Source organism: Streptomyces sp. NPDC026538, from assembly GCF_055567535.1.
The window spans coordinates 156,779-182,760 of record NZ_JBVHQG010000008.1 but is presented as its reverse complement, the minus strand read 5'-3'; the positions used below and the strand labels follow the sequence as shown (position 1 = coordinate 182,760).

The following is a 25,982-nucleotide window of genomic DNA, read 5'->3' as shown; positions in this document are numbered from 1 at the left end:
GGCGCCGTTGGGGCTGGTCGCGCCCACGCGGCGGCAGCCGCATGTCGATACAGCCTCGCGCCCCCGAAGGGGCGCTACAGCCCGGGCGCGTCGAAGCCGCTCACCCGCAGCGTGACGTTCAGACGGCCGGTCAGGCCCAGCTCCGCCGGGCCCGTGCCCGGGTACACCCTGGGTACCCCGTGATAGGCGAGCCGCGACTCGCCCCCGAACACGAACAGGTCGCCCGAGCGGAGTTCCACGTCCGTGTACGGCTTCGTCCTGGTCTCGGTGTTCCCGAAGCGGAACACGCAGGTGTCCCCCAGGCTCAGTGACACCACCGGTGCGTTCGACCTCTCGTCGGCGTCCCGGTGCATGCCCATCCTGGCGTCGGCGTCGTAGAAATTGATCAGTCCGATGTCGTACGACAATCCGCCCACCGCCTGCGGGCCCAGCGCGTCGGTCACCGCGCGGCGGCCCAGTTCGTCGAGCCAGGCCGGGAACGGCTTCACGGGGCTGTGATCGCCGTCGACGACGCTGCGGGCGTAGGCGTACGGGTACCAGTGCCAGCCCAGGCAGACCTGGCGCGCGGTCATGGTGCCGCCCTGCGGCGTGCGCACCGTGCGCAGTCCGGCGGGTGGCCGGGCCCACTCCCGGCAGGCGGCCAGCAGCTCACGCTGGCGCGGCGCGCTCAGCCAGTCGGGGACGTGCACGGCGCCCGGCGCGACCTGGGCGCACACCCTCGGGAACAGTTCGTCCTCCATGCCCCCATCCTGCCCGACCAGGTCTGAGCTGCGGCTCCGCTAGCCTGGACGCACGATGAGCGACCGTATGACGACTGCGTGGGGCGAGTACGAGCTGTCCCGTTTCCCCCAGGATCCGAGCGACCGGCTGCGTGCCTGGGACGCCTCCGACGCGTATCTGCTGAGGCATCTGGCCGAGGAACGGACCGGGCTGTCCGGCACGGTCGTGGTCCTCGGCGACCGCTGGGGCGCGCTGGTCACGGCGCTGGCCGAGCACCGGCCGACGCAGATCACCGACTCGTACCTGAGCCAGGAGGCGACCCGGGCGAACCTGGCGCGCGCGGGTGTCGAGCCGGGTACGGTGCGGTTGCTCACCACCCAGGACCCGCCGCCGGAGCGGGTGGACGTGCTGCTGGTGCGGGTGCCGAAGAGCCTGGCGCTGCTGGAGGACCAGTTGCTCAGGCTGGCGCCCGCCGTGCACGCGGACACGGTGGTGATCGGCACCGGCATGGTGAAGGAGATCCATACCTCGACGCTGCGGCTGTTCGAGCGGATCCTCGGCCCGACCCGTACCTCGCTGGCCGAGCAGAAGGCCCGGCTGATCCACTGCGCCCCAAACCCCTCGCTTGGGCGGCCGGTGAACCCGTGGCCGTACAGCTACGAGCTCCCGGACGGCGTCGGCGCGGTATCGGGGCGTACGGTCGTCAACCACGCGGGTGTCTTCTGCGCCGACCGGCTCGACATCGGTACCCGGTTCTTCCTCCGTCATCTGCCCGAGGGCGGGCGCCGGATCGTGGACCTGGGGTGCGGCAACGGGGTGGTCGGTACGGCGGTGGCACTGGCCGATCCGACGGCCGAGGTGCTGTTCGTCGACGAGTCGTTCCAGGCGGTGGCCTCGGCGGAGGCCACCTACAAGGCCAACGGCGTGCCCGGCCATGCCGAGTTCCGGGTCGGGGACGGGCTGGCCGGGGTCGCGGCCGGCAGCGTGGACACGGTGCTGAACAACCCGCCGTTCCACTCCCACCAGGCGACCACCGACGCCACGGCGTGGCGGATGTTCACCGGGGCGAAGCGGGCGCTGCGACCGGGCGGCGAGCTGTGGGTGGTCGGCAACCGGCATCTGGGCTACCACGTGAAACTGCGCAAGCTGTTCGGCAACAGCCAACTGGTCGCCAGTGACCCGAAATTCGTCGTGCTGAAGGCGGTCAGGCGGGGATAGTCCGCAGGACTCCGATGATCCGTGTGACCTCCCGGGCCATCGCGTCCCTGCCCACGCTGAGGTACTTGCGGGAGTCGACCGCCTCGGGGTGGTCCGCGAGGAAGCCGCGGATCGCGGCGGTCATCGCCATGTTGAGCGCCGTGCCGACGTTGACCTTGGCGATACCACCGGCGACCGCGGCGACCAGGCCGTCGTCCGGGACTCCGGAGGAGCCGTGCAGGACCAGCGGTACGGGCACGGCGGCGGACAGGCGTGCGAGGAGGTCGTGGTCGAGGGCCGCGGTGCGGGTGGTCATGGCGTGCGCGCTGCCGATCGCCACGGCCAGCGCGTCTACCCCGGTGCCGGCGACGAAGGCCCGTGCCTCCTCGGGATCGGTGCGGGCACCGGGCGCGTGCGCGTCCACCGGCGGGCGGCCGTCCTTGCCGCCGACCTCGCCCAACTCAGCCTCGATCCAGAGCCCTTGGGTGTGGGCCCAGTCGACAGCCGTCGCGGTCGCGGCGAGGTTCTCGGCATACGGCAGCCTGGAGGCGTCGTACATCACCGAGCTGAAGCCGGCCGCGGGCGCCTGCCGGAGCAGTTCGTCGCTCTGGACGTGGTCGAGGTGCAACGCGACGGGCACGCGGGCCCGTTCGGCGGCCGCGGTGGCGGCGCGGGCGAGCGGGAGCAGCCGTCCGTAGCGGAACTTGACGGCGTTCTCGCTGACTTGGATGACCACGGGTGAGCCGGACGCCTCGGCGCCGGTGACGACGGCCTCCACGTGCTCCAGGGTGATGACGTTGAACGCGGCGACGGCGGACCGGGCCTCGGCGGCCCGGGTCAGCAGCTCACCGGTGGCTGCCAGCGGCACGGTCACGCCTCCCCGGACGGGGCGAGGATCACCGAGCGGGTGAGGTGGCGAGGCTGGTCGGGGTCGAGGCCCCGGACGGCGGCGAGGGCGACCGCGAGGCGCTGCGCGCGGACGAGTTCGGCGAGCGGGTCGAGGGCGCCCTCGATCCACAGGGCCCCGGTGGCGCGGACCTGTTCGGCGAGTCCGGCGGGCGCCGGGCCGAGCATCCAGGTGGCCGTGGAGCGGGTGGTGATGCTGATCGGGCCGTGCCGGTACTCCATCGCCGGGTAGGCCTCGGTCCAGGCCAGCGCGGCCTCGCGCAACTTCAGCCCGGCCTCGCCGGCCAGTCCGACCGTCCAGCCTTGCCCCAGGAAGGTAAACTGCGTGGACTCGACCAGGCCTGACGGCAGGGGGGCCGAGAGCGCGGTGCGGGCGTCGGCGACCACCGCGTCGGTGTGCAGGCCGAGATGGGTGCGCAGGAGGGTGAGGGCGGTGGTCGCGAACCGGGTCTGGACGACGGAGCGTTCGTCCGCGAAGTCCAGGACGACAAGGTCGTCGGCGGCCCGCCGCACCGGGGTGCCGGGGTCGGCGGTGATCGCCGAGGTGCGCACGCGCCCCTTCAACTGCCCGAGCAGGTCGAGCACTTCGGTGGTGGTTCCGGACCGGGTCAGGGCGAGCACCCGGTCGTAGGAGCGTCCGTGCGGGAACTCCGAGGCGGCGAACGCGTCCGTCTCGCCCTGCCCCGCGGACTCCCGCAGTACCGCCGCCGCCTGGGCCATGAAGTACGAGGTGCCGCATCCGACGATGGCGACCCGCTCCCCCGCCGCCGGCAGCGCCCCCGCGTGCAGCCCGGCCTCTTCAGCGGCCCGTATCCAGCACTCGGGCTGGCTGTACAGCTCGTCCTCGACATGGGTCATGCCGCACCCTCCCCAGATTTGATTGTTCTTGCAAGATAGAGGCAACTTTCGCGCACAATCAAGCATTCCGACGGGGACGGGGTGGGTTAGGGTCGCGGGGAGATCGAGGAACGGAGGCGGTTGATGTCGCGCGACGCCCGCTGGAAGGCGCTGCTCGAGCTGCTCGTCGAGCGCGGCCGTCTGGAGGTCGAGGAGGCGGCGGCGGAGCTGGCGGTGTCGGCGGCGACCATCCGCCGGGACCTCGACCAGCTCGCCGAGCAGCAGATGCTGGTGCGCACCCGGGGCGGGGCGGTGGTGCACGGGGTGTCGTACGAACTGCCGTTGCGCTACAAGACCGCCCGGCGGGCTTCGGAGAAGCAGCGGATCGCCAGGGCGGTGGCGGAACTGGTCGCACCGGGCGAGGCGGTGGGGCTGACCGGCGGTACGACCACCACGGAGGTGGCCCGCGCCCTCGCCGTGCGCGGCGACCTCGCCACCGGCACGCCGGCCCTGACCGTCGTCACCAACGCGCTCAACATCGCCAACGAGCTGGCCGTACGGCCCCAGTTCAAGATCGTGGTGACGGGCGGGGTGGCACGCCCGCAGTCGTACGAGCTCATCGGGCCGCTCGCGGACGGCGTGCTGGGTCAGATCACCCTCGATGTGGCGGTGCTCGGGGTGGTCGCCTTCGACGTCGTGCACGGTGCCGCGGCCCATGACGAGGCGGAGGCCGCGATCAACCGCCTGCTGTGCGAGCGTGCCGCCCGTGTGGTCGTCGCCGCCGACTCCAGCAAGCTGGGCGGCCGGGCCTTCGCCCGGATCTGCGCGGCGGAGCTGGTGGACACGCTGGTGACGGACACGGCGGCGGCGCCGGAGACGGTAAGTCGGTTCGAGGAGGCGGGGATCCGGGTCATGGCCGTGTGACCCGGCCGCGGAACCCGTCGGACACCGGCGTGTCCGCGCCAGGCCGGACACCCCGGCATCCGCGCCGAGTCAGATACCGCTGATGTCCGCGCTGACGAAGCCCGTGCCCCGCTGGTCGTTGCAGCCGAACACGGGCCGGTCGGCCGGGTCGGGCCAGCTCTGGTGGGCCTGGAGGGCGACGCTCACCAAGGTCAGCAGCAGATCGACGTCGCTCGCGGCGTCGAGTCGTATGGTCACCCACTGCGAGCCCGGGACGATGCGGATCGCCCCCGTGCTCCTGAGGTCCTTGGCGAAGTGCCGGATGGCATGGGTGGTGAGACGCAGGTCCACATCGCGCTCCGAGTGGAAGTGCGCGATCTCGCCCTGCGACGAACTCACGGCCTGACCAAGACCACAGCTGGGTACCGCCTGGGTCAGGTGGGGCCAGGTCGCCAGTTGCGCCAGCGCGCGCGAGGCCAACGTCATGGGGCCATCATGGACCGCTCACTCTCCGGTAACCAACCAGCGAGCAGTTATTAACCGTGCTGTTGCCGGACTCCGTCCGAACACAGATGCCCGAGGTGAGTGAATATCCGCAGGATTTCAGCGGTTCGAGGGACGGAAGGTATCTCTCGGACGTCCGGGACTCGCGTGGCGAACGTCACGTTTTACGCACGTCTGGCACCGGTGGCCGCGAACGCGTCGGCGGCCGCGAGGTCGAAGTCCCCGTGGTCGCTGCCGAGGCCCTGGGCGACGAGGGCCGCCACGGCGTTGCCGAGCACCGCGGACTCCTGTGGGCCGCGGCCCAGCCCCATGCCGTAGACGAATCCGGCGGAGAAGGCGTCGCCGCAGCCGGTGGTGTCCACGACGTCGACCTCGAAGGCCGGGACGGCCTCGGTGCCCCCGGCGTTGACCAGCAGGGCGCCGTCACCGCCGCGGGTGACCGCGACGAGTCCGGCCCCGGCGCCGACCAGCTTCCTCGCGCCGGCCACCAGGTCGTCCTCGCCGGAGAAGCCCAGCACCTGGTCGTCGTTGGGGAGGAGGTGGTCGACGTAGGGCAGTGCCGCGGCGATCTGCTCGAAGCTGCCGAGCACACCGGGCGCGAGCAGGTCCACGGAGGTCGTCACCCCGTGCTCCCTGGCGAAACGCAGGATGCGCGTGGCGGCCTCGACGCCGATCAACTCCGGTCCGCCGAGGTGGAGATGGCCGGCCTCGGCAAGGGCGTCCCAGGGCACGTCGTCGACGCCGTAGGTGATGTTGGCGCCGAGCAGATGGAGGGAGGGCCGCTCGCCGTCGGGACGGATGGGCAGCACGCTGGCCGAAGTGGCGCTGTCGGTACGGCGGACGAGGAACCCGGTGTCGATTCCGGCCCTGGCCAGCAGCTGTACGAGCAGGTCGCCGGTCGCGTCGGTGCCGACGGCCCCGGCGCTCTGCACGGTGGCGCCGAGCTTGGCCAGGGTGAGCGCCGTGCCGCCGGCGGTCCCGGCGGCCGTCACCCTGATGTCCTCGACCAGCGTGGTGCCTTGCCCCTCGGGTATCGCGACCACCGGCCGCACCAGCACGTCCAGCACGTGCACGCCCATCGTGATGACCCTCATGGCCTGCCCTTCCGCAGGGATCGGGTGGTGCCGTAGTCCCGGGCGATCGCAGCCTCGATCACCGCGAGTTGCTGCTGCTCGTCGAGGACGCGGGGCGTTCCGATCGCCGCCGCACGCTGGTAGACGTCGCAGGCCCATTCGAGCAACAGGGCGTTCTCGACGGCCTTGTCGAGGGTCGGGCCGACGGTGACCGCCCCGTGGCCGGCCAGCAGCGCGGCGCTGCGGCCGTGGAGCGCGGTGAGTACCGACTCGGCGAGTTCCGGGGTGCCGAAGGTGGCGTACGGCGCCACCCGCACGGTGCCGCCGAGGGCGAGCAACTGGTAGTGGATGCACGGCAGTTCGTCGAGCACGCAGGAGAGGGCGGTGGCCACCGGTGCGTGGGTGTGGACGACCGCACCGGCGCCGTAACGCCGGTAGGCCCCCAGATGCAGGTCGAGTTCGGAGGTCGGCTGCAGGAACCCGGCGACGACCTTTCCGTCGAGGTCGACCACCGTCACCTGGTCGGCGGTGAGTCGGGCGAGCACCGCCCCGGTCGCGGTGACCGCGATCAGGTCCCCCGCCCGCACGCTGACGTTTCCCGTCGTGCCGAAGAGCAGGCCCGCCGCCCCCAGACGACTGCAGGCGTCCGCCACCGCTACCCGCTCCTGGATCAGCGCGGAGCTTGAGACCGTCATGGCCGCGACGGTAACGTAAACCTGAAACAAAGTCACGTTCAGATTCAGGAGCCGTGAGTGAGCGAGCCGACCGCCGAGGCGACCGGGGCCGCCCTGCGCAGAACTCCCCAACAGGCCCGCAGCAAAGCCCGGTTGGCGCGAGTACTGGAGGCCGCGGAGCGGGTTCTGGTCGCCGAGGGAGTGGCGGCGCTGACCACGACCCGGGTGGCGGCGGCGGCCAAGGTGTCGGTCGGCTCGCTGTACCAGTACCTGCCCGACCGGGACGCGATCATCGACGCGCTCGCGGCGACGTACTTCTCCCGGCTGGAAGGGGCGATGGACGATCTCGTCCGCGCCGCGGGCACCGAGCACTGGGACGACCCCGTGGGGGTGCTCATCGACGGCTTCGCCGCGCTCTACCGTGCCGAACACGGCTTCCGGGCCCTGTGGTTCGGCAGCGGACTGACCGACCGGGCCCGGGAGGCGGACCGCGAGCACAAGCGCCGTATGGCCGACGGGGTGCGCCGGACACTGCTCGCGCTCGGGATCGTCGGCGACACGGAGGCGCTCGGCCGGGCCTGCCACGCCGCCGTCCTCGTCGCCGACGCCCTCGCCCAGGAGGCCTTCCGCCGTGACCCCGAGGGCGACACGGCCCTCCTCGACGAGGCGAAGGTCATACTCCGCGGCTATCTCTCGGTCATCGTGGGGCGCGCGGAGCCACGGGACACCTGAGCGTCCACCGCGACCGCGATCGCCCACCTGAACACGGGCACCCTGGGGGCAGACCCGCCCGCCGACGGCCTTGCCCCAGGACGGCACCCCACCTAGCCTGATTTTGTGCCGCAAATAAACAAAGCCCGAACCCACAACGACGTGCCGGGCACCGACGACCGTCTCTTCCGGCTCCGCGTCATCCTCACGGCCTTCTTCGCCCTCGACGGCTTCGTCTTCGCCGGCTGGGTCGTCCGCATCCCCGCCATCAAGCACCAGACCGGCGCCTCGGCCGGCACCCTCGGCCTGGCCCTCCTCGGCGTCTCCGCCGGAGCCGTCGTCACGATGATGGTCACCGGCCGCCTCTGCCGCCGCTACGGCAGCCACCCGGTGACCGTGGTGTGCGGCGTGCTGCTGTCGCTGAGCGTCGCCCTGCCTCCGCTCACCCACTCGGCACTGGCCCTGGGCCTCGTCCTGCTGGTCTTCGGTGCCGCCTACGGAGGGCTGAACGTCGCCTTCAACAGCGCGGCGGTCGACCTGGTCGCCGCCCTGGGGCGCCCGATCATGCCGAGCTTCCACGCGGCCTTCAGCCTGGGCGGCATGACCGGCGCGGGGCTGGGCGGCCTGGTCGCCGGGGACCTCTCGCCCACCCGGCACCTGCTCGGCCTCAGCGTGATCGGCCTGCTGGTCACCGCTGTCGCCGGCCGTGCCCTGCTGCGCTGCGAGGCGCCGGTCCCGCACGCCGCGGAGCACTCCTTCACCGCCCCGCGCCGCCTGAACCCGCGCACGCGCCGGCTGGTCGTCGTCTTCGGCCTGATCGCGCTGTGCACGGCGTACGGCGAGGGCGCGATGGCCGACTGGGGCGCGCTGCATCTGCGCCAGGACCTGGATGCCTCGCCGGGTCTCGCGGCGGCTGGTTACACGTGTTTCGCCCTGGCCATGACGGTCGGCCGCGCGAGCGGAACGCGGCTGCTGGAGCGGCTCGGCAGGTCCCGCACGGTGGTCTTCGGCGGCAGCACGGCCGCGGCGGGCATGCTCCTCGGCTCGCTCGCGCCCTCGGTGTGGGCGACGCTGATCGGCTTCGCCGTCACAGGACTGGGCCTGGCCAACCTCTTCCCCGTGGCCGTGGAGCGAGCGGGCGCCCTGGCGGGCCCGTCCGGCGTGGCCACGGCATCCACGTTCGGTTACGGCGGCATGCTGCTGGGGCCGCCGGCGATCGGGTTCATGGCGGAGTGGACATCCCTGTCGACTGCGTTGACGAGCGTGGCGGTGCTGGCGGGGGCAGCCACCCTCATAGGCGTGACGACAAGGTGACGGACGCAGGTGACGGACCCGGGTGACGGACCCAGGATGTGGGGCTGCACGGGATGCGCCGCCGTACGGGACCCTCGTCTCTCAGTCCTGCGGCGGCCCCGTCAGTCCAGCAGCCCCGGCTCCCGTACCGACTCCAGCAGGCCGGAGAGTCGCGCCGTGTCGGCGGCCGTCCAGCCCGGTGGCCGCGTGATCTCGGCCCACGCGCTCGTCGGCATGGTGCCGTACCGGTGCCCGTAGCCGTCCGGCACGCTGTCCGCGCCGGCCAGATCGCAGGCCACCTGCCAGAACGTGAGCAGCGGGTGCCAGCGCATCGCCGGTGAGACGTCCCGGGCGCGCGGGCGGTCCAGCCAGTCCGGCTGGTGGAAGGCGAGGGCGGGTGACCACCAGACGACGGGGTCGGAGCCGTTCTGGAGGTAGACCGCGCGGGGCTCTCCCCAGGGCGCGAGCGGGATGCCGTAGTCCTTCGGCACCTGCGCGAAGCGCACATGCGCACCGTCGTCGACCACCGGCCGCCACTCGGGGCTGCCCGGCTGTCGCTGCGCGGTGACCTTCTTCCACAGCGGATTGTCGTAGGTCGGCCCGACGAACAGCGCGCCGCCGGTCTCCGAGGTGAGCGTGGACAGGGAGCCGTCGAGGGCGGACTCCATGGAGAAGGAGCCGAGGCTCTCGCCGTAGACGAGGAGGCGGGGGCGGGAGTCGGCCGGGAGGGTCTGCCACTTGGCGTAGACGGCGTCGAAGAGGGCGCGCCCGGTGTCGGCGGCCTCGTCCTCGGTGAGCGCGGAGACCCAGCTGGGCAGGTAGGAGTACTGCATCGCGACCTCGGCGGTGTCGCCGCCCCACATGTACTCCAGGGGTTTGCTGCCCTGGTCGTTGATCCAGCCGGTGCCGGTGGTGCCCATCACCGCGAGGATCTTCCGGGAGAAGCCGCCGGTGCGTTCGAGTTCGCGCACGGCGAGGGCCGCGCGTTCGTCGAGGGTGTCGGCGGTGCGCAGGCCGACGTAGACGCGTACCGGGTCCTTGGCCGGACGGCCGGTGAAGGCGGTGATGTCGGCGCGGGTGGTGGCCGTACCGACGAAGTCGCGGCCCCTGGCACCGAGAGTGTCCCAGTGGGCGGCGGACCGGGGGGTGCCGGAGAGGGTGGGCAGGCCGGGCTGGTGGACGCCCTCGGCGGTGCCCTGGTCGGCGAGGGACGCGGCGCTCTCGATCGCGTCCAGCGCCCCGCGCAGCAGGAATCCCTGGACGATGCCGACGATCACGAACGCGACGAGGGCGACCCCGGTGGCGTACGCGACCGGGCGCGGGATGTGCGCGCCGAGCGGGCGGGCGACCAGGCGGGTGCCGAGCCGTACCGTACGGCCGAGCAGGAGCAGCACCGTGCCGACGAGTGCGGCGACGACCGGGACCAGCGCCCACTGCCACCAGACCACCTGCGGGGGCAGGGTCACCGCGCGGCGGACCTGCCCCTCCCAGCGGACGCTCCAGGCGGTGACGGCGACGACCGCGGCGGCCCCGAGGACCCCGAGGGCCGCCCACACGATCCTGCGGACCCGCGGGCGGATGCGGAAGCCCGCCCAGCGGAGCAGAGACCGGGCGAGCGTCTCCAGTACGGCGCCGACGGCGTAGCCGACGACCGCCGAGACGCCGGCCACAAGGCCCTGGAGCAACCAGGCGCGCGGCAGCAGGGAAGGAGTGAGGGACAGGCAGTAGCACAGGACCGCCACGGCGATTCCGCACCAGCACGGCCGCCGCCGGACCACTCGGTCGGGGCCCGCGTGCCGGCGCACCCGCTCCGTCACCCGACGGGTCCAGTCCCTCGTACGATTCACGGCATCGCCCGCAACACCCACTTGGCCACCTCGGGACCACGATCGGCCACCGCACCGGCCGCCGCATCCGGAAGGTCGCCGAGCCCGCCCTCGAGCCCGCCCTCCTGGGCGGCAAAAGGTGCAGAGCAGTACGGGATATCTCATCGTGGTGGGCATGGCACAGGCCCAGACGACCGAGAGTCCCCGCTCCTCGCCGCCTGCGGCCAAGCTGACGCTGCCCACGCTCACCGCGATGGCGGTCGGCTCGATGGTCGGCGCCGGTGCGTTCCCGCTGCCGCGCCGGTTCGCCGAGGAGACCGTCAGCGTGGGGCTGATCGTCTCGGTGCTCGGCGCGTATCTGGCGTGGACGCCGATGGCCGCCGAGGTGCTGTTCGACCAGGGGGCGGCCCGGCACGTGATCGTCGCCGGGATGCCCAAGCTGCGCTTCGCGACGCACCTCGACACGGTGTTCACCTTCGCCGACCGCGACCTCGTGCCCCGCTACCCGGCGATCATGAACGGGGTGCACACCTTCCCGCTGCGCCCTGGCGACAAGGCTCCCGGCATCGAGCTGACCGACGAGGCCACCACCCCGTTCGTCGACGTGGTCGCCAAGGCGCTGGGACTGCCGGAGCCGCGCGTCGTCGAGACCGGCGGTGACGTCTGCGCCTCCGAGCCGCAGCAGTGGGACAGCGGCAACAACGCGGTCGCGTTGGAGCCGGGCGTGGTCTTCACCTACGACCGCAACCCCCAGACCAGCACCCTGTTGCGCAAGGCGGGCGTCGAGGTCATCACCATCGTCGGGGCCGAACTGGGCCGGGTAAGCGGCGGCGGGCACTGCAGGACCTGCCCGCTGCTGCGCGACCCGGTCGAGTTCTGACTCCCCCCGGCCCGGACCCGGAGATGCCCCTCCCCCGGCTTCCCACCCGGGCCGCCCTGGTCGCGGTGGTGGTCGTACTGGTGGCGGCCAATCTGCTGGACAACCGCTGGGCACGGTCCTGGATCCTGCTGACCGCGGTCGCCGCCTCGGCGGTCCTGGTGGCGCTGCTGTTCTGGGCCGGGGGCGGCTGGGCGGAGCTGGGACTGGGCCGGAACACGCTCGCGGACGGGGTGCGTTGGGCGGTCGCCCTGATCGGGATCGTCGCGGCGGTCTATCTGTGCGGGGCCCTGATCCCGGTCACCCGCGGGCTGTTCACCGACCAGCGGACCAATGCGCTGGACGGGGCGCAGATCGCCTTCAAGGCGCTGGTGGCGGTGCCGGTGGGGACCGTACTGCTGGAGGAGATCGCCTTCCGCGGGGTGCTGTTCGCGCTGCTGCGCCGGCTGCGCACGGCGACGACGGCCGCCGTCCTGTCCTCCGTGCTGTTCGGTCTCTGGCACATCCTGCCCTCGCTGAACCTCAACAAGGACAAGCCGACGCTGGGTTCGGTCTTCGGGCAGTCGGTCGCCGGGGCGGTCCTGGTGGACATCGGGGCGGTGCTGTTCACCGCCGTGGCGGGCTGTCTGCTGTGCTGGCTGCGCGACCGCAGCGGCTCCCTGCTGGCACCGATGGCCCTGCACTGGGCGGTCAACGCGCTGGGCTACGCGGTGGGGTTCCTGCTGCGCTAGGGCTTGCCGCCACGCCGACGGTACGCACCGCCGGGCCTGCCACAGTGGTACGTGCCGCACGGGTGCACACCGCCGGAGCCTGCCGCGCCGGCGCGTGCCACCGGGCCCGCCGTACGGGCGCGTGCCGTATCGGGCAGACTCGCGGCATGGAGACTGCCGAGTATCTTCAGATCCTGGACCGGGAGGGCAGGTCGCTGGCCGCGGCCGCCGTGGTGGCGGGCCTCGACGCCGAGGTGCCGACCTGCCCGGACTGGCAGGTGCGCGACCTGCTGCGGCACACGGGCACCATCCACCGGTGGGCCGCCGGGGTAGTCGCCGACGCCCACCCCGGACCCCGGCCCATCCCGGACCCGCCCGACCTCGACGGCACCGAGTTGACCACCTGGTTCCGGGACGGCCACCGCATCCTCGTCGACACCCTGGCCGGCGCACCGCGGAACGTGACGTGCTGGACCTTCCATCCGGCCCCCGTCCCCTCACCACTCACCTTCTGGCTGCGCCGCCAGGCCCACGAGACGACCGTGCACCGGTACGACGCCGAGGCCGCCCGGGGCGGGCCGGTCTCCCCGATCGCCACGGACTTCGCGGTGGACGGTATCGACGAACTGCTGCGCGGCTTCCACGCCCGCTCCCGCAGCCGGCTCCGTTCCGAGTACCCGCGGGTGCTCCAGGTGCGCGCCGCGGACCGGGACGCGGCCTGGACCGTGAGGCTGTCGGCGGAGCCGCCCGTCACGGAACCCGGCGCGCTCCCTGGCGCGACGGCCGAACTCTCCGGCCCCGCCGACGAGTTGTACCTGGCACTGTGGAACCGGGTACCGGTGCCGAAGGTGATCGGCGACCCGGAACTGGCCGACCTGTGGCGGACCCGGTCCGGGATCTGACCGCCGGCTCTAGCCGGCCAGCATCCGGGTGAGCACCGCGCGCTGCACCGGCAGCACCTCGCCGTGCAGCGCGCGCCCCTTGCCGGTGAGCGCCACCCGCACGCCCCGCCGGTCCTCCGGGCACATGGCCCGCTCGACCAGGCCGTCCTTCTCGAGCCGGGCGACCAGCCGGGACAGCGCGCTCTGGCTCAGGTGCACCCGCTCGGCGATCTCCTGGACGCGGTAGCTGCAGCCGCCGTCAGCCGCCGAACCGTCGGAGAGCAGGTCGAGGACCTCGAAGTCACTGGCGCACAGGCCGTGGCCGTGCAGGGCGCGGTCGAGTTCGCACTGGGTGCGCGCGTGCAGGGCCAGGATGTCCCGCCACTGCTCCACGAGCGCCTGCTCGGGCTTCTTCGCCGCCATTCCCGCACCGTAGCAGAGAAACAGGATTGTTGCATCGTAATTAAATGCACTTGCATCCGATGCATGTGCATGTAGTGTCTGTGGGCATGACCTCTCCGCTCACCGCCCCTGTCTCCGAGGGACGCTGGACTCCCCGCCTCTGGGGCACCCTGCTGGTGCTCTGCGCCGCGATGTTCCTGGACGCCCTGGACGTGTCGATGGTCGGCGTCGCGCTGCCCTCGATCGGCTCCGATCTGCAGCTGTCGACCTCCACGCTGCAATGGATCGTCAGCGGCTACATCCTGGGCTACGGCGGCCTGCTGCTGCTCGGCGGCCGTACCGCCGACCTGCTGGGCCGCCGCCAGGTGTTCCTGGTGGCCCTCGGCGTCTTCGCCCTCGCCTCGCTGCTCGGCGGCCTGGTCGACTCGGGCCCGCTGCTCATCGCCAGCCGCTTCATCAAGGGCCTGAGCGCGGCCTTCACCGCGCCGGCCGGCCTCTCGATCATCACCACCACGTTCCCGGAGGGCCCGCTGCGCAACCGGGCCCTCGCCATCTACACCACCTGCGCGGCCACCGGTTTCTCCATGGGCCTGGTGCTGTCCGGCCTGCTCACCGAGGCCAGCTGGCGCCTCACCATGCTGCTGCCCGCCCCCATCGCCCTGATCGCGCTCGTCGCCGGCCTCAAGCTGCTGCCGCGCAGCGCCCGCGAACGCGACCACAACGGCTACGACATCCCCGGCGCGGTCCTCGGCACCGCGTCCATGCTGCTCCTGGTCTTCACCGTGGTGGAGGCCCCGCAGGTGGGCTGGGCATCGGCCCGCACCCTGCTGTCCTTCCTCGCGGTCGCCGTCCTGCTGACCGTCTTCGCCCAGGTCGAACGCCGCTCCCCCGGCCCGCTCATCCGGCTCGGCGTGCTGCGCTCCGGCAACCAGGTCCGCGCCCAGCTCGGCGCGGTCGCCTTCTTCGGCTCCTACGTCGGCTTCCAGTTCCTGACCACCCTGTACATGCAGTCCCTGCTCGGCTGGTCGGCGCTGCACACCGCCCTGGCCTTCCTGCCCGCGGGCGCCCTGGTGGCGGTGTCCTCCACCAAGGTCGGTGCGATCGTGGACCGCTTCGGCACCCCACGGCTGATCGCGGCGGGCTTCGCGTTCATGGTCCTCGGCTACGCGCTGTTCCTGCGCATCGACCTGGACCCGGTGTACGCGGCGGTGATCCTGCCCTCGATGCTGCTGATCGGCGCCGCCTGCGCGCTGGTCTTCCCCTCGCTCAACATCCAGGCCACCAACGGGGTCGACGACCACGAGCAGGGCATGGTCTCCGGGCTCCTCAACACCTCGGTGCAGGTGGGCGGCGCGATCTTCCTGGCGGTCGTGACGGCCGTGGTCACGGCGGGCGCCCCGGCGCATGCGACGCCGCAGGCGATGCTCGACAGCTACCGCCCCGGCTTCATGGTGGTCGCGGGCGTGGCCCTCGCCGGGCTCCTGATCACCCTCACCGGGCTGCGCACCAGGCGTCCGCAGCAGAGCGTGGTGATCGCCAAGTCCACCACCCTGGAGGCGGAGCGCGTGTCCGTGCGCGACTGACGCGCGACGCGCGGCCACAGGGGGACGCCTCCGAACGTGCGCCCGGCGGGGCTGGTTGCTCCGCCGGGCGCACGGGCGTGAAACTGCCGGAATGACGGGTCACGGGGAACGGCGCGGTCAGGCCGAGCGGGACGCGATCACCGTGGAGATCGGATACGCGCTCTGCAGTGCGGTGTTCGCGGCCGTGGTGGTCCTCGGAGCGGTGGCGGGACCGGTACTGCTCTTCGATCTGCCCGGCGGCCTCGAACGTGCGCTGCCACCGGTGGGCGTGGCCCTGGCCACCGTGATGTTCTTCGCCCGGGTCGTCAGCGTGCTGGTCCGCTTCCAGCGGTCCTCTCAGCCCAGCCAGCCGGGCCGGACCAGCCCCGACTCATAGGCCAGGACGACCAGTTGGGCCCGGTCGCGGGCGCCCAGCTTGACCATCGTGCGGCTCACATGGGTCTTTGCGGTGAGCGGGCTCACCACCAGGCGGCGGGCGATCTCCTCGTTGGACAGGCCGATGCCGACCAGGGCCATCACCTCCCTCTCCCGTTCGGTGAGTCGGGCGAGGGCGTCCGCGGCGGCCGGCTCCTTGGAACGGGCCGCGAACTCCGCGATCAGCCGCCGCGTCACCCCCGGCGACAGCAGTGCGTCCCCGCCCACCACCGCCCGGACGGCCCGCACGAGTTCCTCCGGCTCGGTGTCCTTGACCAGGAACCCGGAGGCGCCGGAGCGGAGCGCCTCGAAGACGTACTCGTCCAGTTCGAACGTCGTCAGCATCACCACCTTGACGTCCTTCAGCTCCTCCTCCCCGGTGATACGGCGGGTCGCGGCCAGACCGTCGAGATGCGGCATACGGATGTCCATCAGGACCACGTCGGGGCGCAGTTCGCGCACCTTGCGCAGTGCCTCCTCGCCGTCCGCCGCCTCCCCGGCCACCTCGACGTCCGGCTGCGCGTCGAGCAGCGCCCGGAAGCCGGCCCGCACCAGCGACTGGTCGTCGGCGAGCAGCACCCGGATCATCGGTCCTCCCGGTCGGTCGGGGGCTGTCCGGCATCGGTCAGGGGCACCGCGACGTCGGTCGGGGGCAGCCCGGCAGCGGTCAGGGGCAGTACGGCGAGCACCCGGAAGCCCCCGTCGGCGCGCGGCCCCGCCTCGATCGTGCCACCCAGGGCGGCCGCCCGTTCCCGCATTCCGGCCAGTCCGTTCCCGCTGCCGCCCGCGTCCGCGCCGGTCGCGGGGCCGTCGTCGTCGATCCGCAACCGCAGCTCCCCGCCCCCGGGTTCGAGCCGTACGCGCGCGTGCCGTGAGCCAGAGTGCCGTACGACATTGGTGAGCGCCTCCTGCACGATCCGGAAGGCGGCCAGATCTGCGCCGGGGGGCAGCCGCGGCGGCTCCCCCTCCACGGTCACCGTGAGTCCGGCGCTCGCCGCCTGTTCGACCAGTTCCGGCAACCGCCCGAGCCCGGGAGCGGGCGCGCGCGGCGCGTCTCCCGGCGCGCGCAGGGTGTCGAGCACCTGCCGCACCTCACCGAGCGCCTCCTTGCTGGCGGCCTTGATGGTGGTGAGCGCGGTCCGGGCCTGTTCGGGGTCGGAGTCCAGGAGCGCGAGCCCCATGCCCGCCTGGACGTTGATGACGGAGATGCTGTGCGCCAGCACGTCGTGCAGCTCGCGGGCGATCCGCAGCCGTTCCGCGTCCGCCCGTCGCCGGGCCGCCTGGGCGCGGTCGGCCCGCTCCCGCGCCCACTGCTCGCGCCGCAGCCGCACCAGCTCGGCCACGGAGACGACGATCAGCACCCAGGTAGCGATGATCAACTCCTGGCCGGGATGCGCCCCCGTGTCACCCGGTGGAGGCAGCCGGCGGTACAGCCAGAGCGAGATCAGCAGGTGGCCGCCCCACAGCATGCCGACGGCCGCCCAGGCGGCCCGGCGGCGCCCGGCGACGACGGCACTGAAGCAGGCCACGGCGACGGCCGCGAAGACCGGCCCGTACGGGTAGCCGGCCCCGACGTAGACGAGCACGAGCGCCGCCGTGCCGAACACCACGGGCACGGGGCGCCGGTGCCGCCACAGCAGCAGTGCGCAGGTGGCCAGGAGCAGCAGGCGGCCGTATGCGTCGAGGGGTTCGCGGTGCGGCTGCTCGTGGGCGGCGAAGTTCGAGCCGACCAGTACCAGCACGGCGAGCGGGACGGTGGTGCGCCAGGGCAGCCGGCCGCGCGCCGGCTCATGCATGCCGTCGTCGTCGCGGTGCCACGACGGGGGGCCGTAGTGCCCCCACTGCGCGGGGCCGCGCTCCCGTTCCCGCTGCTCGTCCATGTCCGCCACGCTAGACGGCACCGGCCCGTGCGAGCGTCAGCCCGCCGAGGTGATCAGGCGTACTCCCAGGGAAGTAGGCAGCCGGGTGCGGTGGCGCAGCGTGCGGTGCGGTGCCGTACCCGGTCGGTGCGGCGCCGGTCGGTGCAGCGCCGTGCCGTGCCGTGCGGCGCCATGCCCGTGCGGCGCCGTGCCCGTGCGGCGCCGTGCCCGTGCGGTCCAGTGGCCTGCAAAACCGTGCCGCGCGGTGGCGTCAGCGGCCGGGCGTGAGTTCGGCGACCTCCGCGTCGAACAGCCGCTCCGGGTCGAAGCCCATGCCCGCGAACTGCCCGGCGAGTTCGAGGGAGAGGACGCCGTGCATCCGGGTCCAGAACGCCAGCGCCCGACGCAGCACCCCCGGCGACGCGGGGTGGTCCCCGGCCCACTCGCGGTGCTGGGCGAGGTGCGCGGTGAAACCGGCGGAGGCCGGCGCCTCGGGCTCGGCCGCCGCGCAGACGTCGAGCAGTGCGGCCATGATCTCCCGGGCGATGGCGGTGATGTCCTCGGGCGCGTGATAGCCGGGCACCGGCGTGCCGTAGATGAGGAAGTACCGCTGGGGGTCGTCGAGGGCCCAGTCGCGCAGGGCGCGCGCGAGGCCCTCGATGCCGGCCCGGGAGTCGGCGGCGGTGCGGAAGGTGTCGGCCAGGCCGCGGTAGGCGTCCCGGATCAGCTCGGTGATCAGCTCGTCCCGGCTGCCGAAGTAGCGGTAGAGGGCGGGGCCGCTCATGCCCAGTTCCTTGGCGATCGCGTTCAGGGACAGGCCCGACGCGCCGGACTTGGCGATCTGCTCCCAGGCGCGCGCCTTGATGTCGGCCCGTACCTGACTCCGGTACCGCTCGCGGGGGCTCACCGCATCTGCCGCCATGACCTGCACGCTCCTCTCGCTGCTGACGTCCCGGTCTCCCGAAGCCCCGGTGTCCCAGAGCCTCGAGCGCTTCGGGCTCCGGGTTTCCGAGCCTCTGACCTTCAGGACTATTTCGACCGTTTCAACCTATCAGTTTAGAGATGCCATCTAACAGTAGTTAGAGCACTCCGCGACGCGAGAGCTTGACACCTTGGCTAGACACAGTCATTTTAGTTATAGCTTCTAACGCAAGCGAGAGACTCTCTCGCTTGTGACTGCACCTACCGGGAGACCGTCATGGAGATCATCATGGAAACGGCAGGAAACGCCGCCCCCCAGGGCACCACCGCAGGCACCCAGCTCGTCGAGGTCGTCCTGCCGGGCATCGTGGAGCCCGAGGGGCTGCAGATCCGGCACGGAGAGATCCCGGCTCCTGGCGCCGGCCAGATCGTCGTACGCGTGGAGGCCACCGGCGTCTCCTTCGCGGAGCAGCAGATGCGCCGCGGCCGCTACTACGACCAGCCGCCGTTCCCCTTCGTCCCCGGCTACGACCTGGTCGGCACGGTGCTCACGGCCGGTGCGGGGGTCACGCCCGGGCTCGTCGGCAAGCGGGTGGCGTCCCTGGTCAAGGTGGGCGGCTGGGCCAGTCACGTCGTGCTCGAGGCGGCCGACGCCGTGGAGGTGCCGGCCGGGGTCGGCGCGGCGGAGGCCGAGACGCTGGTCGTCAACGGCATCACGGCCTGGCAGATGCTCCACCGCAAGGCCAGGGTGCGGCAGGGCGGAACGATCCTGGTGCACGGCGCCAACGGCGGAGTTGGCACGGTTCTCGTCCAGCTCGCGCGTGCGGCGGGCCTGCACGTCATCGGCACGGCCTCGCCCCGCCATCACGACGCGCTGCGGGAGTTGGGCGTCACCCCGGTCGACTACCGCGCCGAGGACGTCCCGGCCCGGGTCCGTGAACTGGCCCCCGGCGGTATCGACGCCGTCTTCGACCACCTCGGCGGCCGCAGTGTCGTCGACTCCTGGAATCTCCTCGCCCCCGGCGGCACCCTCGTCGCCTACGGCAGTGCCACCACCCGGGACGACTCAGGCTCCAAGCAGCTGCCCGTGCTGAAGATCCTCGGCCGGGTGTGGCTCTGGAACGCGCTGCCCAACGGCCGGCACGCGTACTTCTTCAACGTCTGGGAGGGCCGCGCCCTCGGCAAGGACCGCTTCCGGGCCCGGCTGAGCGCCGACCTCACCCAGGTGTTCGAGTCCCTCCAGCGCGGTGAGGTGACCGCCCGTATCGCCGCCCGGCTGCCCCTCACGCAGGCCGCCGAGGCTCTGCGGCTCGCCGAGTCCGGGACGGTCGCGGGCAAGATCGTCCTCGTCCCGGAAGACGGCGCCGGCACGTCGGCCGCCCCGGTGCGGTGACCACCGTCGGCGCGTCGACGGTCGCAGGTGCAGTGATGGCCGGAGGCACGGTGACGGCCGGGGGCGCGGTGACGGCCACCGGCCCGGCGACCGCTTTTCGCGAACGCCCCGTCGTCCGCGAGGACGGGCCGGCGCCGAGGCGGCGGCGAGTCCGGGTTCGTCGCCACGCTCGCCGGAGCCCGCTACGGGAAGACCAGGCCCACCCCGTGGGCGAGCTGGGCCGCCGCATGCCGGAAGAACCGGTCACGGTCCTCCACGACCCCCTTGAACTGGCCGAACAGTTCGAACCCGACCAGCCCGAACAGCTGCGCCCACGCCGCGGCCATGGCCACGGCCACCTCTGGCGGGAGGCCCGGCACGAGTTCGTCGGCCATCCGGCGGGCCTCGGGCGCGAGGTCGGCGGGCACGGGGGTACGGGCCAGACCGCGCCGCTCGAACGCGTCGAGCAGGATGCCGATCAGGACGAGGGCGACCCGGGCGGCCGGCTGGATGGTGGTGTCCGGGGCCGAGTAGCCCGGCACCGGCGAGCCGTAGATCAGCGCGTACTCGTGCGGGTGCGCCAGCGCCCAGCCGCGCACCGCCTCGCACACGGTGACCCAGCGCTGCGCCGGTACGGCGTCGTCGGCAACGGCGGCGGCGTGCGCGGCTTCGGCGGCCTCGCCGAGGGAGTCGTAGGCGTCGATGATCAGCGCGGTGAGCAGGTCGTCACGGCTCGGGAAGTAACGGTAGAGCGCCGAGGAGACCATGCCGAGTTCGCGCGCGACGGCCCGCAGCGACAGCTTGGCCGCGCCCTCGGCCGCGAGCTGTCTGCGCGCCTCGTCCTTGATGGCCGCGGTGACTTCCATCCTGGCTCGCGCGCGGGCGCCCTGTGCGGTGCTCATGAAGAGCAGTCTGCCACGCATGTAGAGCGGTGCACACAATTTGGAGCAGTGCACTCGCACGTGAGCACCGCACCCATTTCAGTGCACCGATCCCGAACAAGTGCACCGCACAAAAAAGAGAGCACTGCTCTTGCTTTGGATCGCCGATCTCCCCCACACTGGAGTCAAGCGAGAGCACCGCTCTCCCAAATAGTGGGGGTCACCGTGTCGACACACGTCCAGAAGCCCGGCTGGTTCACCGTCAACGTTTTCAACCGGACCGTGGCCTGGCTCACCCGGCGCGGTATCAGCATCTGGGGCTCCCGCGTCCTCGCCGTCCGTGGACGCAAGAGCGGGGAGTGGCGGACCACCCCCGTGAACCTGCTGACGGTGGACGGGCAGCAGTACCTGCTCGCGCCGCGCGGCCACGTCCAGTGGACCCACAACATGCGCGCGGCCGGCGGCGGCGAGCTGCGGCTCGGCAAGAACGTGGACGCCTTCACCGCCACCGAGGTCGCCGACGACGACAAGGTCGAGCTGCTGCGGGCCTACCTGAAGCGTTGGAAGGCCGAGGTCGGCGTCTTCTTCAACGGGGTCGGCCCCGACTCTCCCGACGCCGACCTGCGCCGCATCGCTCCCGACCACCCGGTCTTCCGGATCGCCGTCACGAAGTGACCGAGTCCTCGCTGTCCGTGTCGTCCGCGTCCGCCTCGGCGGTCTTCTCCGACCCGGCCGGCTCCGGGGCCAGGGTGGTGAGAGCGCGCTGGGCGAGCGGGTGGGAGCGGACGAGTTCGCCGAGCGAGGTCCGTCCCTGGGTGATCTCCTTGAACGCGCGCCAGGCGGGGCGGAAGCCGGTCAGGACCGCGTGGAACAGGCCGGGCCTGCGCTCGAACACCGCCAGCATCCGCTTGCCGACACTCATCTCGACGCCGAGGCCCGCCTTGACGGCGAAGGCGTAGTTCAGCGCCTGACGGCGGGTGTCCACCGCGTCGTGCGCCTCGGCGATCCGCACCGCCCACTCCCCCGCGAGCCGCCCGGAGCGCAGCGCGAAGGAGATGCCCTCGCGGGTCCACGGTTCGAGCAGACCGGCCGCGTCACCGCACACGAGCACCCGGCCGCGGGACAGCGGCGAGTCGTCGGCGCGGCAGCGGGTCAGGTGGCCGGAGGAGATGCTCGGCTCGAAGCCGGCGAGGCCGAGCCGGGCGATGAAGTCCTCCAAGTACCGCTTGGTGGCCGCACCTTCGCCGCGTGCCGAGATCACGCCGACGGTCAGGGTGTCACCCTTGGGGAAGACCCAGCCGTAACTGCCGGGCATCGGGCCCCAGTCGATGAGCACCCGCCCCTTCCAGTCCTCGGCGACCGGCTCCGGCACCGGGATCTCCGCCTCCAGGCCGAGATCCACCTGGTCGACCTTCACGCCGACGTGGGCGCCTATCCGGCTGGCGCTGCCGTCGGCGCCGACGACCGCGCGGGCCAGCACGGTCTCGCCGCCCTGGAGAACCACGGCGACCGTGCGCCGGTCGGGGACGGCCGAGCCGTGCTGTTCGACGCGCTGCACGGCGGCGCCGGTGCGCAGTTCGGCACCCGCCTTCTGGGCGTGCTCGACCAGCTGCTGGTCGAACTCGGGCCGGTTGATCAGCCCGAACATCATCTGCTTGGAGCGGCGGGTGCGGGTGAACCGTCCGTTGTTGGAGAAGGTGACCGCGTGCACCCGGTCCTTGAGGGGCAGCTCGAAGCCGGGCGGGAGCGCGTCGCGCGAGGGTCCGATGATGCCGCCGCCGCAGGTCTTGTAGCGGGGCAGCTCGGCCTTCTCCAGCAACAGCACGCGCCGTCCCGCGACCGCCGCCGCATAGGCCGCCGAAGCCCCGGCGGGTCCCGCGCCCACCACGACGACGTCCCACACCCGCTGCATGTCGTCCGCCGAAGAATTCTCACCGCTCACGATGGTCCGCTGCTCCGATCAAGCCGTAGAAGCCGTAGGTGCCGTATGCCATATCAAGCCATAGGTGCTGAACCAAGCCGTAGTGCCGTACGACCCGTGGGTCAGGCCCTGTCCGTCCGTAGCCGCGCACCTACCACCTGTCCCCCGCATCCTACGGCGGAGATCGCCGCAGGCCGCTGTGGGAGGATCGGTGTACTCACCAGTTCAACGTCGCACCCACGAGGAGCGTGCCCATGTCGTCCAATCCGGTCGCCGAGACCGTCGCCGCCCTGTTGCCCAGGGCGAAGGCGGAGCTCGCCGAGCTGGTGGCCTTCAAATCGGTGGCGGACTTCGTCCAGTTCCCGAGGAGCGAGAGCGAGGGCGCCGCGAACTGGGTCGCCGACGCGCTGCGCGCCGAGGACTTCGTGGACGTCGCCGTGCTGGACACCCCGGACGGCACACAGTCGGTGTACGGCTACCTGCCTGGGCCGGAGGGTGCCAAAACGGTCCTGCTGTACGCGCACTACGATGTCCAGCCGCCGCTGGACGAGGCCGCCTGGACCTCGCCGCCGTTCGAGCTGACCGAGCGGGACGGCCGCTGGTACGGGCGCGGTGCCGCCGACTGCAAGGGCGGCGTGATCATGCACCTGCTGGCGCTGCGTGCGCTGAAGGCGAACGGTGGCGTCCCGGTCAACGTCAAGGTGATCGCCGAGGGCTCCGAGGAGATGGGCACCGGCGGCCTGGAGCGGTATGCCGAGCAGCACCCCGAACTGCTGGTGGCGGACACGATCGTCATCGGCGATACGGGCAACTTCCGGGTCGGCCTGCCGACGGTGACCACGACCCTGCGTGGCATGACCCTGGTCCGGGTCCAGATCGACACACTTCAGGGCAATCTGCACTCCGGGCAGTTCGGCGGTGCCGCCCCGGACGCGCTGGCCGCGCTGATCCGGGTGCTGGACTCGCTGCGCGCCGAGGACGGTTCGACGACGGTCGACGGGCTCGCGCCGGAGTCCGGCTGGGAGGGGCTGGAGTACGACGAGGGGCAGTTCCGCAAGGACGCCAAAGTGCTGGACGGCGTCGGGCTGATCGGCGACGGGTCGGTCGCGGACCGCATCTGGGCGCGTCCGGCGGTCACGGTGCTCGGCATCGACTGCCCGCCCGTGGTCGGCGCCACCCCGTCGGTGCAGGCGAGCGCCCGTGCCCTGGTGAGCCTGCGGGTGCCGCCGGGCGTGGACGCGGCCGGGGCGAGCAAGCTGCTCCAGGCCCATCTGGAGGCGCACACCCCGTGGGGCGCCCGGGTGCGGACCGAGGCGGTCGGCCAGGGCCAGCCGTTCCGTGCCGACACCACCAGCCCGGCGTACCAGGCGATGGCCGACGCGATGGCCGTCGCCTACCCGGGCGAGACGATGCAGTACGCCGGTCAGGGCGGCTCCATCCCGCTGTGCAACACCCTGGCGAGCCTCTACCCGCACGCCGAGATCCTGCTGATCGGGCTGAGCGAGCCGGAGGCGCAGATCCACGCGGTCAACGAGAGCGTGTCTCCCGAGGAACTGGAACGCCTGTCGGTGGCCGAGGCGCTGTTCCTGCGGAACTACGCGGCGGGCTGAACCGCTCTGCCCACGGCAGAGGGCTCTCGTCTGCGGACGGGGGCCCTCCTACGGTCGGGGCATGGACGTCATCGAACTGCTCCCCCGGCTGCACCTGCTGCGCTTCCCGGTCGGGCAGGCCTACCTCTGGCACGACCCGGACACCGGCGCCTCGACGCTGGTCGACACCGGCCCGCCCGGCTCGGGCAGGCCGATCGCCGACGCGCTCACCGCGCTGGGGCGGTCCCCTTCCGCGGTACGGCGGATCGTCCTCACCCATTTCCACGAGGACCACGTCGGCGGGGCGGCGGAGTTCGCCGCGCTGAGCGAAGCCGAGGTGCTGGCCCACCGCCTGGACGCCCCGGTGATCCGGGGCGAACTCCCGGGTCCCCCGCCGGTGTTCGAGGACTGGGAGCTGCCGATCCACGCCGCGGCGGCCGAGCTGCTGCCCGTCGGTTGGGCCGGTCCCCCCGGCGGAGGTGACGGAGCTGTCCGACGGGGATGTCCTGGACTTCGGCGGTGGTGCCCGGGTGGTCCAGGTCCCCGGGCACACGCACGGCAGCATCGCCCTCCATCTGCCCGTGTACGGTGTGCTGTTCACCGGGGACGCGGTGGCGGCCGCGCCGGCCACCGGTGCGGTGATGCCCGGGGGGACATCACCGGGAAGTGTTCGACGAGGTCGCGGACCTGGAGGACGGGTTCGCCGGAGCCGCCGTGGCCGGGCAGCGGGGGCAGGGGGCCGGTCATGGGGCAAAGTCCTCCAGGGTTCCCCGTCAACTCGACCAAGATCGCGGTGACGTGACAGTCAGTCAGAATATGTCAACCGATCGGGACGCCGGCCTCCAGGTAGAGCGCGGCACCGCGCTCGCGGGCCCGCAGCGCCCAGCGCAGCCGTTCGTAGCGCACCGGGGGCAGCATCTCGGCGGCCTCCTGTTCGGTGACGAAGCGCCAGCCGCGCAGCTCGGGGCCCGGCAGCACCAGCCGGCCGGCCTCGGCGGAGTCCAGCCGGCCGCCGTCGAAGAGCAGCCGCAGGCCTCCGTAGCGGGGCGGCACGGGCTGCTCCCAGTCGACGACCAGCAGCCGCAGCACCTTCTCCAGCCGTAGCCCGGTCTCCTCCTCGACCTCGCGCACGCCCGCCCGCGCGGGGGCCTCGCCGGGCTCGACGACACCGCCTGGGAACTCCCAGCCGGCCTTGTAGGTGGGGTCGACGAGCAGGACGCGGTCCTGCTCGTCGAAGAGGAGCACCCCGGCGGCGAGGGTCTCGGCGGTGGGCTCCGGGGTCTGCACGATGTCGCAGACGGACGCGGCACCCGTGCCGACGGCCTCGGCGATGTACAGGGCCGTCTCGTACGGGGTGAGGGCGCTGGTGTCGACGAGATGGGCGTCGGCGCCGATCCAGGAGGCGAGGGCCGCACGGTAGGGCTCGATCTGGTCGTACGACCACTGCCGGACGCGCATCTCGCCGTCCGGCAGGCCGGACGGGATCTCCCGCCCGGCTATTCGCTCGCGCAGGATCGTTTCGGCCGGGGTGAGACACACATGCCGGACGGCGATCCGGCGGGCGGCGAGGCCGCCGAAGATCTCGTCGCGGTACTCCTGGCGCAGCAACGTCATGGGAACCACCAGGGTCCCGCCCAGCTCGGCCAGCATCGCCGCCGCCGTGTCGATCACCAGTCGTCGCCAGATCGGCAGGTCCTGGAAGTCGCCGGCCTCGGCGAGGTGCTTGGCCGGTAGCAGGTGTGTCAGTGCCCCGCCGATGACCTCGGGGTCGAAGAGCGTGCTGTTCGGGATCAGTTCGATCAGTTCACGTGCGGTGGTGCTCTTCCCCGCACCGAACGCGCCGTTGACCCAGACGATCACGGACTCCCCCTCTTCTGTTGGCCCCCTGAGGCTTGCCCGCTCCACACTGCCACGGAAACCAGTTCCCG

At 72.3% G+C, this 25,982-nt stretch carries 25 protein-coding genes and 2 pseudogenes; 13 read left to right on the top strand and 14 right to left on the bottom strand.

Translation table 11 applies throughout. The annotated features are described in order from the left end of the window. Positions 1–74 precede the first annotated feature (74 nt). Positions 75–740, bottom strand: a complete 666-nt coding sequence (locus tag ACZ4N4_RS30350; protein WP_467594693.1) for an alpha-ketoglutarate-dependent dioxygenase AlkB family protein — start codon at positions 738–740, stop codon at positions 75–77. A gap of 67 nt (positions 741–807) precedes the next feature. Here ACZ4N4_RS30350 and ACZ4N4_RS30345 point away from each other — a divergent pair, with 67 nt between their 5' ends. After that, positions 808–1,938 (top strand): methyltransferase, encoded by a 1,131-nt coding sequence (locus ACZ4N4_RS30345; RefSeq protein WP_467594691.1) that lies wholly within the window; start codon positions 808–810, stop codon positions 1,936–1,938. Here the strand turns inward: ACZ4N4_RS30345 and ACZ4N4_RS30340 are convergent. Then, positions 1,925–2,785, bottom strand: a complete 861-nt coding sequence (locus tag ACZ4N4_RS30340) for a class II fructose-bisphosphate aldolase (RefSeq protein WP_467594689.1) — start codon at positions 2,783–2,785, stop codon at positions 1,925–1,927. The genes ACZ4N4_RS30345 and ACZ4N4_RS30340 overlap by 14 nt on opposite strands. A gap of 2 nt (positions 2,786–2,787) precedes the next feature. Beyond that, on the bottom strand, positions 2,788–3,681 hold the full coding sequence (locus ACZ4N4_RS30335; RefSeq protein WP_467594686.1) for an SIS domain-containing protein: 894 nt from the start codon (positions 3,679–3,681) through the stop codon (positions 2,788–2,790). A 123-nt stretch (positions 3,682–3,804) separates the two neighbouring features. Between ACZ4N4_RS30335 and ACZ4N4_RS30330 the strand changes: the two genes are divergently transcribed. Next, positions 3,805–4,584, top strand: a complete 780-nt coding sequence (locus ACZ4N4_RS30330; protein ID WP_453564151.1) for a DeoR/GlpR family DNA-binding transcription regulator — start codon at positions 3,805–3,807, stop codon at positions 4,582–4,584. A 69-nt stretch (positions 4,585–4,653) separates the two neighbouring features. Here ACZ4N4_RS30330 and ACZ4N4_RS30325 read toward each other — a convergent pair whose 3' ends face one another. The 3 genes from ACZ4N4_RS30325 to ACZ4N4_RS30315 all read right to left on the bottom strand — a co-directional run bounded on the left by ACZ4N4_RS30325 (position 4,654) and on the right by ACZ4N4_RS30315 (position 6,835). Continuing rightward, on the bottom strand, positions 4,654–5,049 hold the full coding sequence (locus ACZ4N4_RS30325; RefSeq protein ID WP_467594684.1) for a luciferase domain-containing protein: 396 nt from the start codon (positions 5,047–5,049) through the stop codon (positions 4,654–4,656). Between the two features lie 182 nt (positions 5,050–5,231). Next, the gene (locus ACZ4N4_RS30320; RefSeq protein ID WP_467594681.1) at positions 5,232–6,161 is read right to left on the bottom strand and encodes a carbohydrate kinase family protein; all 930 of its coding nucleotides are present in this window, start codon (positions 6,159–6,161) and stop codon (positions 5,232–5,234) included. Next, complete coding sequence (locus ACZ4N4_RS30315) at positions 6,158–6,835, bottom strand: class II aldolase/adducin family protein (RefSeq protein ID WP_467594678.1); 678 nt, start codon at positions 6,833–6,835, stop codon at positions 6,158–6,160. The genes ACZ4N4_RS30320 and ACZ4N4_RS30315 overlap by 4 nt, the downstream gene beginning before the upstream one ends. Positions 6,836–6,892: 57 nt before the next feature. Here ACZ4N4_RS30315 and ACZ4N4_RS30310 point away from each other — a divergent pair, with 57 nt between their 5' ends. Together ACZ4N4_RS30310 and ACZ4N4_RS30305 are read left to right on the top strand one after the other, a co-directional pair. Then, positions 6,893–7,546: a TetR/AcrR family transcriptional regulator gene (locus ACZ4N4_RS30310; RefSeq protein WP_467594675.1), complete on the top strand. Its 654-nt coding sequence runs from the start codon at positions 6,893–6,895 to the stop codon at positions 7,544–7,546. 141 nt (positions 7,547–7,687) lie between these two features. Further along, complete coding sequence (locus tag ACZ4N4_RS30305; RefSeq protein ID WP_467595151.1) at positions 7,688–8,839, top strand: MFS transporter; 1,152 nt, start codon at positions 7,688–7,690, stop codon at positions 8,837–8,839. A 101-nt stretch (positions 8,840–8,940) separates the two neighbouring features. Here the strand turns inward: ACZ4N4_RS30305 and ACZ4N4_RS30300 are convergent, their stop codons facing one another. Further along, positions 8,941–10,665 (bottom strand): alpha/beta hydrolase, encoded by a 1,725-nt coding sequence (locus ACZ4N4_RS30300; RefSeq protein ID WP_467594674.1) that lies wholly within the window; start codon positions 10,663–10,665, stop codon positions 8,941–8,943. Positions 10,666–11,023: 358 nt separating this feature from the next. Between ACZ4N4_RS30300 and ACZ4N4_RS30295 the strand changes: the two are divergent. The 3 genes and pseudogenes from ACZ4N4_RS30295 to ACZ4N4_RS30285 form a co-directional block, all read left to right on the top strand. Then, positions 11,024–11,524: pseudogene (locus ACZ4N4_RS30295) on the top strand (arginine deiminase family protein); the annotation flags it as partial. 23 nt (positions 11,525–11,547) lie between these two features. Beyond that, entirely contained in the window at positions 11,548–12,252 is a 705-nt protein-coding gene (locus ACZ4N4_RS30290) for a lysostaphin resistance A-like protein (protein WP_467594671.1), read from the top strand. A gap of 146 nt (positions 12,253–12,398) precedes the next feature. Then, the gene (locus tag ACZ4N4_RS30285; protein WP_453564137.1) at positions 12,399–13,133 is read left to right on the top strand and encodes a maleylpyruvate isomerase family mycothiol-dependent enzyme; all 735 of its coding nucleotides are present in this window, start codon (positions 12,399–12,401) and stop codon (positions 13,131–13,133) included. Positions 13,134–13,142: 9 nt separating this feature from the next. Here ACZ4N4_RS30285 and ACZ4N4_RS30280 read toward each other — a convergent pair whose 3' ends face one another. Next, on the bottom strand, positions 13,143–13,535 hold the full coding sequence (locus ACZ4N4_RS30280) for a MarR family winged helix-turn-helix transcriptional regulator (protein ID WP_450764056.1): 393 nt from the start codon (positions 13,533–13,535) through the stop codon (positions 13,143–13,145). Positions 13,536–13,621: 86 nt separating this feature from the next. Between ACZ4N4_RS30280 and ACZ4N4_RS30275 the strand changes: the two genes are divergently transcribed. Both ACZ4N4_RS30275 and ACZ4N4_RS30270 read left to right on the top strand, forming a co-directional pair. Then, positions 13,622–15,097 (top strand): MFS transporter, encoded by a 1,476-nt coding sequence (locus ACZ4N4_RS30275; protein ID WP_467594668.1) that lies wholly within the window; start codon positions 13,622–13,624, stop codon positions 15,095–15,097. A 91-nt stretch (positions 15,098–15,188) separates the two neighbouring features. Continuing rightward, on the top strand, positions 15,189–15,473 hold the full coding sequence (locus ACZ4N4_RS30270) for a DUF6332 family protein (protein ID WP_467594666.1): 285 nt from the start codon (positions 15,189–15,191) through the stop codon (positions 15,471–15,473). Here the strand turns inward: ACZ4N4_RS30270 and ACZ4N4_RS30265 are convergent. The 3 genes from ACZ4N4_RS30265 to ACZ4N4_RS30255 form a co-directional block, all read right to left on the bottom strand. Beyond that, on the bottom strand, positions 15,434–16,099 hold the full coding sequence (locus ACZ4N4_RS30265; protein WP_467594663.1) for a response regulator transcription factor: 666 nt from the start codon (positions 16,097–16,099) through the stop codon (positions 15,434–15,436). The genes ACZ4N4_RS30270 and ACZ4N4_RS30265 overlap by 40 nt on opposite strands. Continuing rightward, positions 16,096–17,391 (bottom strand): sensor histidine kinase, encoded by a 1,296-nt coding sequence (locus ACZ4N4_RS30260; protein WP_467594660.1) that lies wholly within the window; start codon positions 17,389–17,391, stop codon positions 16,096–16,098. Before ACZ4N4_RS30260 ends, ACZ4N4_RS30265 begins: the two co-directional genes overlap by 4 nt. Before the next feature lie 250 nt (positions 17,392–17,641). Beyond that, positions 17,642–18,292: a TetR/AcrR family transcriptional regulator gene (locus ACZ4N4_RS30255; protein WP_467594657.1), complete on the bottom strand. Its 651-nt coding sequence runs from the start codon at positions 18,290–18,292 to the stop codon at positions 17,642–17,644. A 288-nt stretch (positions 18,293–18,580) separates the two neighbouring features. Between ACZ4N4_RS30255 and ACZ4N4_RS30250 the strand changes: the two genes are divergently transcribed. After that, positions 18,581–19,684, top strand: a complete 1,104-nt coding sequence (locus tag ACZ4N4_RS30250; RefSeq protein WP_467594654.1) for a medium chain dehydrogenase/reductase family protein — start codon at positions 18,581–18,583, stop codon at positions 19,682–19,684. Between the two features lie 182 nt (positions 19,685–19,866). Here the strand turns inward: ACZ4N4_RS30250 and ACZ4N4_RS30245 are convergent, their stop codons facing one another. Then, on the bottom strand, positions 19,867–20,565 hold the full coding sequence (locus tag ACZ4N4_RS30245; protein WP_453564120.1) for a TetR/AcrR family transcriptional regulator: 699 nt from the start codon (positions 20,563–20,565) through the stop codon (positions 19,867–19,869). A 204-nt stretch (positions 20,566–20,769) separates the two neighbouring features. On the opposite strand from ACZ4N4_RS30245, the gene ACZ4N4_RS30240 reads away from it, so the two are divergent. Beyond that, positions 20,770–21,219 carry a nitroreductase family deazaflavin-dependent oxidoreductase gene (locus ACZ4N4_RS30240; protein WP_453564119.1) on the top strand — a complete coding sequence of 150 codons (450 nt, stop codon included), beginning with the start codon at positions 20,770–20,772 and terminating at the stop codon, positions 21,217–21,219. On the opposite strand, the gene ACZ4N4_RS30235 is transcribed toward ACZ4N4_RS30240, so the two are convergent. Next, positions 21,209–22,486 carry a geranylgeranyl reductase family protein gene (locus ACZ4N4_RS30235; RefSeq protein WP_453564116.1) on the bottom strand — a complete coding sequence of 426 codons (1,278 nt, stop codon included), beginning with the start codon at positions 22,484–22,486 and terminating at the stop codon, positions 21,209–21,211. The two genes, ACZ4N4_RS30240 and ACZ4N4_RS30235, sit on opposite strands and share 11 nt — an antisense overlap. Positions 22,487–22,719: 233 nt before the next feature. On the opposite strand from ACZ4N4_RS30235, the gene ACZ4N4_RS30230 reads away from it, so the two are divergent. Both ACZ4N4_RS30230 and ACZ4N4_RS30225 read left to right on the top strand, forming a co-directional pair. Then, complete coding sequence (locus ACZ4N4_RS30230) at positions 22,720–24,075, top strand: dipeptidase (RefSeq protein ID WP_453564114.1); 1,356 nt, start codon at positions 22,720–22,722, stop codon at positions 24,073–24,075. A 61-nt stretch (positions 24,076–24,136) separates the two neighbouring features. After that, positions 24,137–24,704 (top strand): annotated as a pseudogene (locus ACZ4N4_RS30225) (MBL fold metallo-hydrolase); the annotation flags it as partial. 169 nt (positions 24,705–24,873) lie between these two features. Here the strand turns inward: ACZ4N4_RS30225 and ACZ4N4_RS30220 are convergent. Then, the gene (locus tag ACZ4N4_RS30220) at positions 24,874–25,914 is read right to left on the bottom strand and encodes an NUDIX hydrolase (RefSeq protein WP_453564097.1); all 1,041 of its coding nucleotides are present in this window, start codon (positions 25,912–25,914) and stop codon (positions 24,874–24,876) included. Positions 25,915–25,982 lie beyond the last annotated feature (68 nt).

Coding starts and splice junctions, on each gene's coding strand:
- ACZ4N4_RS30350 (WP_467594693.1), bottom strand. CDS start 740: ATGGAGGACGAACTGTTCCCGAGGGTGTGCGCCCAGGTCGCGCCGGGC.
- ACZ4N4_RS30345 (WP_467594691.1), top strand. CDS start 808: ATGACGACTGCGTGGGGCGAGTACGAGCTGTCCCGTTTCCCCCAGGAT.
- ACZ4N4_RS30335 (WP_467594686.1), bottom strand. CDS start 3,681: ATGACCCATGTCGAGGACGAGCTGTACAGCCAGCCCGAGTGCTGGATA.
- ACZ4N4_RS30330 (WP_453564151.1), top strand. CDS start 3,805: ATGTCGCGCGACGCCCGCTGGAAGGCGCTGCTCGAGCTGCTCGTCGAG.
- ACZ4N4_RS30325 (WP_467594684.1), bottom strand. CDS start 5,049: ATGACGTTGGCCTCGCGCGCGCTGGCGCAACTGGCGACCTGGCCCCAC.
- ACZ4N4_RS30320 (WP_467594681.1), bottom strand. CDS start 6,161: ATGAGGGTCATCACGATGGGCGTGCACGTGCTGGACGTGCTGGTGCGG.
- ACZ4N4_RS30315 (WP_467594678.1), bottom strand. CDS start 6,835: ATGACGGTCTCAAGCTCCGCGCTGATCCAGGAGCGGGTAGCGGTGGCG.
- ACZ4N4_RS30290 (WP_467594671.1), top strand. CDS start 11,548: ATGCCCCTCCCCCGGCTTCCCACCCGGGCCGCCCTGGTCGCGGTGGTG.
- ACZ4N4_RS30285 (WP_453564137.1), top strand. CDS start 12,399: ATGGAGACTGCCGAGTATCTTCAGATCCTGGACCGGGAGGGCAGGTCG.
- ACZ4N4_RS30280 (WP_450764056.1), bottom strand. CDS start 13,535: ATGGCGGCGAAGAAGCCCGAGCAGGCGCTCGTGGAGCAGTGGCGGGAC.
- ACZ4N4_RS30275 (WP_467594668.1), top strand. CDS start 13,622: ATGACCTCTCCGCTCACCGCCCCTGTCTCCGAGGGACGCTGGACTCCC.
- ACZ4N4_RS30270 (WP_467594666.1), top strand. CDS start 15,189: ATGACGGGTCACGGGGAACGGCGCGGTCAGGCCGAGCGGGACGCGATC.
- ACZ4N4_RS30265 (WP_467594663.1), bottom strand. CDS start 16,099: ATGATCCGGGTGCTGCTCGCCGACGACCAGTCGCTGGTGCGGGCCGGC.
- ACZ4N4_RS30260 (WP_467594660.1), bottom strand. CDS start 17,391: ATGGACGAGCAGCGGGAACGGGAGCGCGGCCCCGCGCAGTGGGGGCAC.
- ACZ4N4_RS30255 (WP_467594657.1), bottom strand. CDS start 18,292: ATGGCGGCAGATGCGGTGAGCCCCCGCGAGCGGTACCGGAGTCAGGTA.
- ACZ4N4_RS30250 (WP_467594654.1), top strand. CDS start 18,581: ATGGAAACGGCAGGAAACGCCGCCCCCCAGGGCACCACCGCAGGCACC.
- ACZ4N4_RS30245 (WP_453564120.1), bottom strand. CDS start 20,565: ATGAGCACCGCACAGGGCGCCCGCGCGCGAGCCAGGATGGAAGTCACC.
- ACZ4N4_RS30230 (WP_453564114.1), top strand. CDS start 22,720: ATGTCGTCCAATCCGGTCGCCGAGACCGTCGCCGCCCTGTTGCCCAGG.